The organism is Haematospirillum jordaniae (assembly GCF_001611975.1).
GTDB classification, from domain to species: Bacteria; Pseudomonadota; Alphaproteobacteria; order Rhodospirillales; family Rhodospirillaceae; genus Haematospirillum; species Haematospirillum jordaniae.
The window spans coordinates 1,051,210-1,064,321 of the sequence record NZ_CP014525.1; the positions used below are offsets into that span (position 1 = coordinate 1,051,210).

Sequence of the window (13,112 nt, forward strand, 5' to 3'; positions counted from 1 at the left end):
CATGTCCCTGTCGTCAATATTTGCGCATAATCCGTTAATGGCGAGTGATTGTGACACGTTATCCTGCCATTGTGTATGATCGCTTCTTGATATACAGCCGGGGAGTCCGGTCTTCTATGCGCCTTATTAGTGGTTACACTTTGGAATCATGCCTTCACGCTGGACGTATACATACGGTATGGCGCGGTCGGCGTGATAGTGACGCCCTTGCTGTTGTAGTTAAATATATCAACACCGGCTTGCCATCCTTGGATGCCGTCGAGCGTTTGCACCGCGAGTATCGGCTGCTTGTCCGTTTGGGGGGGACTGTAACGCCCCCGGCTGTCGATTTTCTGGAAGATCAGGCTGGCGTTGTTCTGGTTATGGCTGATACCGGTGCCCGGACATTGGCAACCGAGATCTCGCGTGGTCCCTTTGACCGTATGACATTCATTGATACATCGATCGGGCTTGTGCGTGCGCTGTCGTATCTGCATGCCGCAGGCCTTCTACACCGCAATGTGTCAACCGTTAATGTCCTTCTTGATCATGATGGTACCGTACGCTTGGCTGACCTAGATGCGGTTCTGGACCGGACGGATCCGGCGACATTTCCCTTGCCCCCCGAACTTCCGCAAATGCGTTCCGTGCATGGTGAAGGTCGTGGGCCTGTTCGTCCGGATGATTTCCGTAATGACTACTATGCTCTTGGTTGTGTTCTTTTTGAGATGCTGACGGGGAGTGCAGTGCGCTCTGGTTCTTCATCAGTTCAGGTTGCCTTGCGCAGTCCGGGTATTTCACGGCCGTTGGCAGCGATTGTACTCAAGTTGCTGGCTCCAGCACCTGAGGATCGATACCAAAGCCTAGTTGGTCTGGAGGCCGACCTTCTGGCATGCCGAACACCGTCTGCTTCCCCTGTGCCTGCTACGGATCCGGCATCACGTGCCGGAGGGTTCCACCCCGGTCGCTTCGATCGTTTTGAACGGTTTGCCCAGCCCAGTCGCTTGTATGGACGATCCCGCGAAATCACGATGCTTCGCCGCTGTCGGGACAATGTTCTTAATGGCGAGGGTGGTTTTGTCATGGTCTGTGGACCTGCCGGGATCGGTAAGACAACCTTGGTGAATGAGGTGTTTCCGCTTGCCGGTCATTTGATGGCTGTTATGGTTGCCCGCTTTGGTGGACGCGAAAGCTGGTCTCCCCATGGTGTTCTGGCAGAGGCTTTCTCAGAGTTTGTTGCTGGTCTGCTTGGGGGTGGAGAGGCGGATCTGTACGCAGCCCGGGCCCGTCTTGAGGCTTTGCCTCCCGATTATCTCGGGGTTTTGCTGGATCTGGTGCCTGATCTTGCCTTGATCGTTGGCCGCCGTCCTTTGCCCGACCCCCTTCCGCTCCGTGAGAACCAAGCGCGGTTGTTTCGTTCCGTTCTACGTTTCCTGCAGGCTGTTGCCGGTCCATCCAGGCCTCTGGTTCTGGTCATGGACGATCTGCATGAAGCGGACTCCTCCAGTATTGCTTTGGTGCGCTACATTCTGGCCGAGGGTGACCTGCGCCACTTACTGGTTGTTGTTGCGTGGCAGGAAGATGCGGTGGGGGCCAATCACCCTGTTTCGTCCTTGCTGCGTCGCAGTGACCGTAATGGAAGCATGCCACCTCTTGTGGCGCTTGGCGCCTTGTCGGTTGATCATGTTGTCGCCCTGCTAACAGATATGTTTGGCGGTGCTCCATCAGGTATAGAGGAACTGGCCAACCTGCTTATTGCCCACAGCGGGGGGAATCCATTCTGGATTCACACGCTGTTGCGTATCTTGAATGACCAAGGGAAAATTGTGCTGGACCGTACCACATGGACGTGGTCTTGGGATGGTGCTGTTCTTGGCGAGTACCTGTCTGCTCACGATCCCCGCGATGCCCTGCATCAGGCCATTGATGATCTTGGTGCAGAGTGCTGCAAGATTTTGATGACGGCGGCGTGTCTTGGATCTTTTGTATCCATGGATCTCTTGACCCGGGTTGTGCATCTTGCCCCTGCGGTTATCCTCGAGCGTCTTGGTATTGCCTTGGAGCGTGGCGTCCTGCTTTTGCCTCATGCTCCCGTTCCTGATCCGGATGGCGGCCATGGTGTTCCCTATTTGATATTCAATCACCACCTTGTTCGTGATGCCGTTGTTTCCTTGATGTCGGAAGAGGAACAGGCGTTTCACCATCAGATGATTGGTTTGACCCTGTGTCAGGAACTGGGTACCGATGCCCCCTCTGTTCTTTTGTTTACGGCACTGGATCACGTGCGCGCTGGCCATATCGAGGCGGATGACCCCCGGCTTGGGGGGCGTCTGGCCGAGCTGGAGCACGAGGCAGCCCGGCGCGCTGCGGCCTTGGCTGCCTATGCTGTGGCTTATGATCATGCGGTCTCTGGTATCGACAGTCTTGGATCTGACCCATGGCAGCTCCATCCTGTTCTGGCTCATGACCTTTTTCTTGCGCAAGCGGAGTCAGCCTGCGCGCTGGATTTCAGGGATAGTCTGCAACACGCGGCGGATGCCTTGCTTGCGGGGACAGGAGATGTTGCCGCGGCAGCACCGGCTCTCGAGTACCTTATTTTTTCCCTTGCTGCAGAAGGTAATCGGGCGGAAGCCATGGCCGTTGCCGTTTCTGCGCTTTCGTCCATGGGTCTAAATGTTCGGCCCGATAACAGCTGGTTTGGTCGTGGGCTGACTAAGATTCGACTATCTTGGCTGTTTCCTCGTTTGATGGTGACAGAGCCACAGGCAAGTTCTGGGCCCAGTCGTTCGCTGGATGCCGCCGTGGGTCTTCTGTTTACAGCGGCAACTGCTTGTTTCCCATCTGGGCCAGCCCTGTCTCCGCGTGCCGTTGCCGTGCTTGTCCGGCTTGCGTTGGACAGCGGGACGCCGGGATCCCTTGCTGCCGCCCATGCCTCGGCGGTTATGCAGGTTGCCAGTGAGGGGCGTATCCGTCTGGCTGAGAGTCTGGCCCGTCGTACAATCCGTTTTATTGCCTCTTTGCCCTCGGGAATGATGCGGGTTCGAGCCGAGCTGGCTGCGCGCTGCCTCGGGCTGCATTGGGGTGAGAACTTGCATGCAGCCCGCGATGCGTTGCGTGTCTGTGCTGCCGAAGCAGGCCGTATCGGGGATGATGGCTCTGTTATCATGGCCATGGGGATTTCTGTTGAGCTGGCTTTCTACAACGGTGGATCCTTGCCCCAGCTGGCCTCTGAAACCGCAGGAACCTTGGAGTTCTGCCAGCGTACGGGAAACCGTGACTTTCGTCCTTGGTTGATGACTGTTCAGCGTACCTGCCGTCTGTTGATGCAGGACAGCCTTGTATCTGCCGATCTCCCCGGGATTCTTGAGGAGGAGCGTGCCTTTCTGGAACGTCTTTTCAATTCGGCTCATCCTGCGCTGGCAGGTGGGGCGGGAATTGTTGTGCTATTTCTTGCGGTCATCTGTGGCGAATACGGTCATGCCCTAGAATTTGCACGCCGTATTGCGGCCGTTGCGCGCCGTATCGAGGGTACATTATCTGTTGCTATTTATGACTGGCTCTACGTTCTGGCGATTCTGAACAGTCGGAGTGTTAGCGAATCCGAACGGCGTCTGGCACTGCGGCGCTTCTTGCCCCTGATGCAGGAGCGGGCCGATATCGGTCCGGTGAACCATCTGCAACGCCTGTTGCTGGTCGAGGCCGAAGTTGCCCGCGTATCGTTCCGCCTGACAGTAGCCGAGGGTCTGTATGCCAAAGCCTTTCAGACAGCAGCGGATAACGGTATTTATGCTGACGAAATCCTGATTTGTCTTATGGCGGCATCCTTCCATGACGGGCAGCGCCAGTCCCGTATCGCCTTGTCATGGCGGCGGCAGGCTCTTGATGTCGCGCGCAGTTGGGGAGCGGAGGGACTGGTCTCTCTTTTGCGCAGCCGTTGGGTTGATTTGCGTGATGATGTGGGAGAGCGTCCCGGACGACCGGTCAAAACATCCCGCGAGGGAGGTCTTGATCTTGCGGCAGCCATGCGGGCTGCGCGTGTTATTTCCGGCGAGCTTCAGCGCTCTGTCCTGTTGGAGAATATTCTGCGGATTACAATGGGTGCTGCAAGTGCCAGCCGTGGGTTGTTATTCCTGAGGGGAGGCGATGGCTGGGCTATTGAGGCAGAAAGTGATGCCTCAACAGCGCGGGTGGACAGTATCCGTCGGCCGGTTGCTGTAACAGGGGATCCAGGGCAGAATGATGTTGCGATGCTGTTCAGTCCGGCTGTTTTTGCCTTGGCCGAGAGCACGGGCGAACCCGTGCTGCTGGATGATGCGACGAAAACGGGTCCGTTCGTTCTGGATCCCTATATCAGTCATACCCAGACGCGTTCCTTGCTGTGCATGCCCCTCTCAAAAGGTGGAGCGCCCGGTGGAATGCTGTGGCTGGAGCATGCCCGGACCGCTGGCCTTTTTACACCGGCCCGGATGGAGTTCTTGCACTATCTTGCTGCACAGGCTGTTGTTGCCTTGGAAAATGCAAGGCTGTACCAGCACCTGTCCGCTCTGAACAGTGATCTTGAGACCCAGGTAGCCGAATTGGCCAGAACGCTTGGTCGCCAGAGCCGGTTGGTAGATGCAACCTTGGAATCCATACCCGATGCGTTGATTGCCTGCGATCCGGAAGGACGACTGGTGGCCTGGAACCGCCGGGCTTGTGATTTGTTCCGTATTCCACCGGGTTTACGACGACGGGGGACACCCCTGTCATCTGTTATGGAAGCTGCCGTCGCTCCGGGTTCTGCAGATACTGATGCTGTACGTCTTCTGGAAAGGGGTGGGCGCCCGCAGGGTGCTGATGGGGGCCCGGAGATGGAGAGTGCTGACCTTGTTTTTGCCGATGGGCGGATACTGCGGGTCCGGCGGCAGGTGATGCCTGGCGGGGGGGAGGTCCTGATTTTCAGGGAAGTCACTGGCGAGCTGAAGCGCGAGCAGGAACTGGAAACGGCACGGACGGCGGCAGAGCGTGCCTTGTCAGACTTGCGCAGCGCCCGCCACGACCTGATTCAGGCTGAAAAGATGGCATCCTTGGGTGAACTGGTCGCCGGCGTTTCCCACGAAATTAATACCCCGGTTGGTGTGACCCTAACAGCCGCTTCTTTCCTGATGGAGCGGGCCAATGTGATCAACCGCCAAATGGCATCAGGGGTATTGCGGAAGTCCGAGTTCGAACAGTTTGTGGCGCAGGCCACGGAAACGACATCCCTGATGGTGGCAAATATCCAGCGCGCGGCAGATCTGATCAACAGCTTTAAACAGATCGCTGTCGATCGGAGTGGAGGTGAAAAAACGCGCTTCCGGTTGTCGGAGTATATCAATGATGTCTTGCGTAGTTTCGGGCCCATGCTGCGCAAGGCAGGCCATCGCCTTGAGGTTTCCTGCCCCCCGGATCTGGAGATTGTCAGTTGGCCTGGGGCCTTGTCCCAAATTTTATCCAATTTTGTGACAAATGCCGTCATGCACGCTTATGACGAAGGGCAGAAAGGCATTCTGTCCGTCAGTGTCCGTCCGATCGCCGGAGGTATGCTGGAGCTGGTGTTTGCTGATGATGGAAAGGGAGTATCCGGAGAAGTGAGGGACCGTATGTTCGATCCCTTCTTTACAACCCGTCGCGGATCCGGTGGATCGGGGTTGGGTCTGAACATTGTGTTCAATCTTGTGACCGGTGTTCTTGGGGGAACGATAACGGTGGACTCCGAACCTGGAAGAGGCACCCGGCTTGTTATCACTATGCCGGTTGAACCAGAAGGAGCAACGCAAAGTGGGCCTTTGGCAGCCCTGACGGTTACAAACCAAGGGCCGCCACGTCTTCACGACTGATCAGGAGACAATCCGGATTTTGCTTCTGATCGAGGGTAGGCCCATGCCTAGACGGAGACCTTGAGGATCGTGTCAAAAATCTTTGCGTTCCGGATCTTTTTCTTGAGAAGGAGGGGATTGTCCCGGATCTTGAGGACAGAGGCATAGGTTTGTGAGAGCTGTTCGCTTTGCATCACAGAGCGTAGCAAAACTTGGGCCTTCAGGGATTCCTCGCTTTTCAGCTTCTCTATTTCCGCTGCCTGGGCTTCCGCAGTCTTTATGTTATCGGCATCAATGGATGCGATGGCGGCTTTTGCCCTTTGTGCGTAGAACTCAGCGGTAATTTTCATGCTTTCAATGCGGGTCTTTTGCGCGACAATGGTGCCCCGCGCAGTCTCGATGTCTTTCAGCGCGCGCGCACGTCCATCTTCGGTTGCCAAGTCTTCGTAGAACCATGAGTCAGCAACGTCAAGCCCACTGCGTTTCACCGTAAAGCCAGTCATTGTCTGCGGTACAGCGGTACTGGCCCCGATCGTGAAGTCAACAGTTCCATCGGGATTGATTGCATCCAAGCGCACGCCACCGGTTAAAGTGCCAGAGTTTTTAGTTTCTTTCCCATCTTGATATTCAATCAAAGAGTTTGAAGTTCTGTTTGCTTCCCACCGGATATTACCCTTCTCGAGGGAAAAGCGTGCGGAAAGATCCCGTCCATATTCAATCTGTTCGCCCTCAGTGATTCCGGTCCTGTAAATCAGTCCACCGCTTTGGCTGTCCAGCAGCGGTGTGCGCCCACGTGCACTGGTAATGGAGACGTCCATGGAGCGGATATAAGACTGAAGGGTTTGTGCGTAGGCCGCTACATTTTCAGGCTTCTCAGCAGAATCAGCTTCTGCCTTCTGGACGACGTACTTCATCTGGGGCAGCGTGTTGGCAATATCGGTCAGGGCCTGAAGTGCATAGTCAATCTTGTCAACGGCACTCCGCACGCTGTCTTCGGTACGTGCCCATTTTGCGCGATCGAGACCTTTTGCCGATACCGATGCGGCATAGCGATCCCCAATCATGGCTGCCTTGGCATTCAGTTGATTTTGTATGGTTTCTTGGAGCTTGGCGGTTACAACTAAAGACTTATTGAACGTATTGACAGCGGTCAAGACGTTGGGTGTTGGCATTCTGCGTAGTTGGGTTAAGTCTACCATAAGTTGCCACGCCCTTTTCTCAGAAACTCCTGACGGCAACACTGCCAGAAAAGCCTTACGGAAAGCTTTCCAAGCACACGTTACATAGTGCGTGCTTTGTCATGGGGAGTCATCTGGAAAGAGAAGTACGGTGGTTCACCATTTCTCTGCGTTGCTTTTTCTCGTTGTCCAACAAGGAGAAAGCTGTACGGCTTGTTTCCAGTATACTCTTGTCAGATGTCAAAATATGTCTGTTTTGCAACGAATCGTGGGCTGTAGAATCCCTTGCCCTTTTCAAGGAGTGGCCGGGGCAGTCTGGTTCCCGATTCGGCCTGCATGATGCGTGGTAAAGGCAAGAGAGCCGTTTTCATTACATTGGTTCTTGTGCAAACAGGTTATTACCTAGGGGCGTGTATCCGGCCTGCATGAGTATGACGCCCGGAATTGTCTCTTCGTGGGCTATAAGCTTCTCCCATGGAGCCAGTCGACGAGCTAGGATCAGGGTGGCTTCGATCACATCTGCGGTCCTTGTTTCCAAGGATACTGTGAGCATCATCGCGGGTGCTTTTGCATTCTCATCATCGCTGCCCGCGTTGGTAGATACGTGTTCCAGTGTTAATGACCCGTATTTCTGCCCATCGACCAAGATATCGGATACAAGATGATCTCGCCCTTGATGCTTCTGTGTTTCCGTTTTTTGGACGGGATGGAGTGTGACAGAAGATCCTGCCGGCGTGACGGCAGGAAACAAGGCACACATGGCTCGTAATAGGCCACGTCCGTCACATAGGGATGCTGCTGCCTGTGCTATTGCAGCGCGTTTACCTGGGTTATGAAGCATAACGTGTATGCTTCTCTCCAAGTCACCGATACGGAGATCAGCGCGGGGCCCCAAGTCCAAAGCGGCCCGATGTTCTGAGAAAAGCGCGCTCGTTTCCTTCTGGTTGTCGGCAATCTGGATCAGTATGGACGGCAGGCCAAGGCAACACCGTTCAAAGGCGCTGACGCCTCCGGCACCGATCGCCATATCAGCCTTGAGCAGTAAGGAGGGCATATCCTCAGCATCAATGTGAAGTTGTGCGGGGGGATCACATTGAGCGGCGGCGGCCCTGATGGCTTCCAGCCATGGTGAACCTGAGCCAATGACAACATCAATGGTCAAGCCTTGGACTGTTGTGCGCAGAACATCCAAAGCCAGGGATGTTGTATTATCCGGGTCTGTCAGGCCGAATGAGACTAAAATTCTTTCAACAGGTTGCATGCACTGGCGCCGTTCCAGTGCTTTGTGACGCAGTGCTAGGAATGCGGGATTGAGGATTGCCCAGTCCGGGCCACATAGCCACGGTCCTGGGCCTGCCGGGGGCAGGGGTATGGCAGACAGGACAGCGCCGCAATGTGCGCGCCCCTGGAGGTCATCAAGGCTCAGGATCATTCTTGCCCAGCCGTACAGGCTTTGTTCCCACGTGGCATCTAGGTCATAGTGATCGACGACAAGAAGGTCGCATCCATCGGGCATCCAGTGACGCAGGGCATCGGGGTCCATGACCGAATCATCCGATAACTCCAAGGTTCCCGGTGGCTTGGTCCGGCCTGTTGCCTCAAAGCTGCCTGTTGCAACGGCAAAATGACAGGACCAGTCCAAGGCTGACAGTCCTTGGCTGAGATTCAGGCAGCGCATCAGGTGTCCCCCTCCGCGCCTTGGACCGGCATCACACCGGATGATTGCCGTCTTGCCTGCACGGAGGGCATCTGCCCGCAGCGACTTTTTCAGCCCTTCCAGACGGTCATGTCCGGCATTGATTGATGCCAGTTCAGGATAGCGGCGCATGATGGCTGCAGGTGCGGACCAACTGAAACGGTTTTCATCCGTGGGCATCCTAGAAAAAAGAGTGCGCAGGAAAACCAGATCATCCGGGGTGTCAAGAGTCCAGCGCCACAAGCATTCCGGCTCGCCCGGGCCGGGCAGGGTTGCCTTGCGCGCAGCCGGATGGTTACGGATAAAGGGACCAACATGTTCCCGCTCGCTGGGGCGACGGGCTTCCTTGTGGGCACGGTCAAGCCATTGCAGGGTGAACGCTTCTGCCTCCAGCCCGTGCGGCCAGAGGGGAGGAGCGGCATTGCAGGCATAGTCTATATCGGTCGTAACCAGTGCCAGAACCTGTCCATTGACCGACGGGTCTGTCAGCGGGCAATCGCTGGTGACCCTGAGAATGATATCGGCACCGAAGGCATGGGCTGCGCCATGAAACCGCGACAGGACGTCATCGCGCGATCCCCTCCACACGGGAAAGCCAAGGCGGGTTGCTTCCTGTACAACGGGTTCATCGGTTTGTTCGTCGGGGATTGCCACCACAACCTGGTTTACCCCGGGCGTTGCGGCACATCGTTCCAGGACATGTGCCAGAACAGTCTTTCCCGCCAAGTCTTCCAGCACCTTTCCCGGCAAACGGGATGATGTCATCCGGGCCTGGACTATGCAGACTGTTTTTGTCATCAAGCCTGCAGCTCCGGCAGGGATTGCAGAGTATCAACAACGCGGTCAACCTGATCGACGGTCATTCCCGGGAACAGGGGCAGTGACAGCGTGCGGCGATAATACTCCATGGCACCCGGTAGTTCAGCCCATGGACTATGCTGGCGATAATAGGGTTGTGTATGCACCGGGATATAATGAACTTGGGTTCCTATACCGGCCTTGTGGAGTGCGTCCATGACGTGCGCACGGCTGGTCCCGGCAGCGTCAAAGTCGATCAGGGCAACAAAAAGATGCCACCCGGTTTGTGGACGGTGCAGGTTCTTCAGTGGACGGATCAGGGGAGCCATGGGAGCAAGTCGCTCGTGGTAGCGAGCGACTTGGGCCGCCCTGCTTTCCAGGAACCGGTCCAGCTTGCCAAGCTGGCTCAGACCAAGGGCGCACTGGATATCCGTAATACGGTAGTTTGGGCCGATATCCTGCAGTTCATAGTACCATGGATTGGCACGCTCTTCGGTGAATCCCATATCCCTGTTCATGAAGGCAGAGGGTTCCCGTGTGATGCCATGACTGCGCAGACGCTGCAGCGTCTGCCCCAGATCGGGGTCTGAGGTGGTGACGGCTCCCCCTTCGCCGGTGGTAATTGTTTTTACGGGATGGAACGAGAAGCAGGTCATGTGTGCCGTGCTTTGGTCACTTCCGACCGGAATGCCCCCTGGTTCCTGCGATCCCAGTGCATGGGCGGCATCGACCACCACGGCGCAGCTGGCGCTGCTGGCAATATCAACCAGAACCGGAACATCGGCGCTTTGTCCGGCAAAATGGACAGGCAGGACAACGCGGGGAACCAATCCGTCGGAGCGAGCCCGGCATAGGGCGGCTTCCAGATCGCAATCCCGCATCAGACCAGTCTCTGGGTCAACGTCGGAAAATACCACGTGAAGACCAATAAAACGGGCGACATTGGCTGTGGCTGCAAAGGTAACGCTGGGAACAATGGCTGCATCCCGCTTTCCCGGTTGCAGGTTCAGCGCTAGGAGTGCTAGGTGCAGGGCTGCAGTGCCACTGGAGCATGCAACAACAGATGATGCCCCGATACGCTGACCCAGCGCGTGCTCAAAGTGTGTGACAACTGGTCCTGTGGTGATCAGGTCTCCATGCAGGACCTGCACGACGGCTTCAACATCATCGTCGTCAATAAGTTGGCGCCCATATGGTAGAAATGGTTCCGAACCCATCATGTTGCTCCGGCGTGGCCCCTCCTAGGATGCGGGAAGAAGATGACGTTTGTCAGGAAATTTACTGTGAACGGCAGCGAGAAAAGCGTCTCGGTCAATCCACTCGTTATTTTTATCTGATGTATACGAGAAGGACTCATCAACTGGGGTTGACCCGCCAAATTCCCGGCGCGGAGTATCTGAGTGTGCAGGGGTCGGCAGCAAAATATAGCGGTCCGGCAGTTCGAGCGTCGATCGTGCATCGTCCAAGGGGATCATAGCTTCATGCAGCTTCTCGCCTGGTCGTATGCCAACGGTGCGCAGTTTCAAGTGAGGGGCCATCCACTGTGCAATATCAACAACGCGGGCGCTGGGAATTTTTGGAACAAAGACTTCGCTGTCCTGCATCAGGGCCAGACTGGACAAAACAAAATCCACGCCTTGTTCCAGGGAAATCCAGAAGCGTGTCATCCGCTCGTCCGTTACGGGCAGGCTGTCGACGCCTTGTGCCATCAAGTCTAGGAAGAAAGGGACTACGCTGCCCCGTGATCCCAGAACGTTGCCATAACGGACAACGCAAAAGCGGGGAGAGCCAGCGGCAATATGGCGCGCGGCTACAAAGATTTTGTCAGAAGCCAGCTTGCTGGCCCCATACAAGTTGATGGGATTGGCAGCCTTGTCAGTAGACAGTGCGACAACTTTTTTTACGCCAGCCCGGATAGCGGCGTACACAATATTCTCGGCTCCTATGATGTTGGTATGGATGCACTCTATCGGATTGTATTCAGCTGCGGGGACTTGTTTAAGGGCTGCCGCGTGAATGACGTAATCAATACCGCGCATGGCAAACTCTAGGCGCATGCGGTCACGCACATCACCCAGAAAATAACGCATGCAGCGGTGTACATCGGGTGAGAAGACAGCTGCCATTTCACTTTGCTTCAGCTCATCGCGGGAGAAGACAACCAAGCGCTTGGGGCGGTAGCGGTCCAGAACCGTGCGCACAAACTGCTGGCCAAAAGACCCGGTTCCACCGGTTACCAGAATGGAAGCGCCGTCCAGATCGGGTGACGGAGAGTCGAACCGGCGGATGGGAACTGGGTCGTGCATAAGATTTCCCCCTGTTAATGACAATCGGGAAACAATGGTGATTGATAAAATTTCCTGTTGGTACTGTACACGGAATCCGATGCAGATGATGTTTGTTTTTATATTTCATAGGCCTTTCCGGCACTAGGCAATATCTGCCTATATGTTTGTGTTTTGAATGGGTTAGCCACTAACCATTGGGTAACACTTCTCCTGTAAATGCAGTATTGCGTCATCGGGACAGCCTGCACGGACAGATCTTCCGGGCGCGCTTGTGCTGGAGATCCCCCAGAACGGGGTTGAAGGCATTTTCAAGAATAGAGGATGCAAACCCATGGCTGACATCTCCCTTACTGCCTCCAGCCGGGCGAACCTGTTGTCACTGCAGTATACGCAGTCTTTGGTCAATCGTACCCAAGGGCGTCTGTCAACAGGCAAGGCCGTGTCTTCGGTTATCGATGATGCCCTGAAATACTTTCAGGCCAAATCACTCAGTGACCGTTCCCGCGATCTCTCTGCGCGCAAGGACTCGATTGACCAAGGGATCAACGCCCTGAAGGTGGTGGTCGAGACAACCGAGCGACTTGAGCAGCTGGCTAACCAGATGCGCGGTATTGTCAACAGTTCGCGTACGGCGACCAAGGAACAGCGGCAGGAATTCACGTCGCAGCTTGGCTCGCTGGCCTGGCAGATCCAGAAGCTGATTGATGATACGTCCTACCAAGGCCAGAATCTGCTGAATTCCTCAGCGGCCAAGCTGACAGTTTATTTCTCTGAGAAAGCGGACTCAAAGCTGGAGATCAACGGCCTGAACTTCAACGCTTCGCGCTTGTTCCGCACGACGATTAATGGCGTGTTGAGTATGAATGTTTCAAAGGCGGGCTTGGGGATTACTGTTCTCCAACGCCTCGGATTTACGGCAGCTCTTTCAGTCTATGATCTTTCGGTTGCACCAAATCTGGCCAGCTATAACAACTTTGCCGACAAGGTTACCAACCGGTTGGAACGCACAATCGACAACGTGCGCGCCAAGGCGGCATCCTTCGGGGGTGCGGTGGCTATCCTCCAGGTACGTCTGGACTTTACCAAGAACTATACAAACATCCTGTCTGAAGGGTCTGACAAGCTTGTTCTTGCCGACCTGAACGAGGAAGGCGCAAACCTTTTGGCCCTGCAGACCCGGCAGCAGCTGGGGATTCAGGCGCTGTCGTTCGCCGGTCAGTCCGAACAGTCGGTGCTGCAGCTCTTCAGGTAGTGTGCTGTTCCCTTGTTGCATATGGGCGGTGCCGGACGAAATAATCCGGCACCGTTTTTCTTTGCCATAGTTTGCAAACGTTTC

At 55.7% G+C, this 13,112-nt stretch carries 6 protein-coding genes; 2 read left to right on the forward strand and 4 right to left on the reverse strand.

The annotated features are described in order from the left end of the window. The first annotated feature begins 116 nt into the window (after positions 1–116). Positions 117–5,837, forward strand: a complete 5,721-nt coding sequence (locus AY555_RS04975) for a trifunctional serine/threonine-protein kinase/ATP-binding protein/sensor histidine kinase (RefSeq protein ID WP_066134200.1) — start codon at positions 117–119, stop codon at positions 5,835–5,837. A 47-nt stretch (positions 5,838–5,884) separates the two neighbouring features. Here AY555_RS04975 and AY555_RS04980 read toward each other — a convergent pair whose 3' ends face one another. From AY555_RS04980 to pseB, 4 genes are all read right to left on the reverse strand, one after another. Continuing rightward, complete coding sequence (locus AY555_RS04980) at positions 5,885–7,015, reverse strand: hypothetical protein (RefSeq protein ID WP_066134203.1); 1,131 nt, start codon at positions 7,013–7,015, stop codon at positions 5,885–5,887. A 349-nt stretch (positions 7,016–7,364) separates the two neighbouring features. Continuing rightward, entirely contained in the window at positions 7,365–9,488 is a 2,124-nt protein-coding gene (gene pseG / locus AY555_RS04990) for a UDP-2,4-diacetamido-2,4,6-trideoxy-beta-L-altropyranose hydrolase (protein ID WP_066134207.1), read from the reverse strand. Next, positions 9,488–10,708: a UDP-4-amino-4,6-dideoxy-N-acetyl-beta-L-altrosamine transaminase gene (pseC, locus tag AY555_RS04995; RefSeq protein WP_322099086.1), complete on the reverse strand. Its 1,221-nt coding sequence runs from the start codon at positions 10,706–10,708 to the stop codon at positions 9,488–9,490. Before pseC ends, pseG begins: the two co-directional genes overlap by 1 nt. A 21-nt stretch (positions 10,709–10,729) precedes the next feature. Further along, on the reverse strand, positions 10,730–11,794 hold the full coding sequence (gene pseB, locus AY555_RS05000; protein ID WP_066134214.1) for a UDP-N-acetylglucosamine 4,6-dehydratase (inverting): 1,065 nt from the start codon (positions 11,792–11,794) through the stop codon (positions 10,730–10,732). A 313-nt stretch (positions 11,795–12,107) separates the two neighbouring features. On the opposite strand from pseB, the gene AY555_RS05005 reads away from it, so the two are divergent. Beyond that, the gene (locus AY555_RS05005; protein ID WP_156483300.1) at positions 12,108–13,028 is read left to right on the forward strand and encodes a flagellin N-terminal helical domain-containing protein; all 921 of its coding nucleotides are present in this window, start codon (positions 12,108–12,110) and stop codon (positions 13,026–13,028) included. The last annotated feature ends 84 nt before the right edge of the window (positions 13,029–13,112 follow it).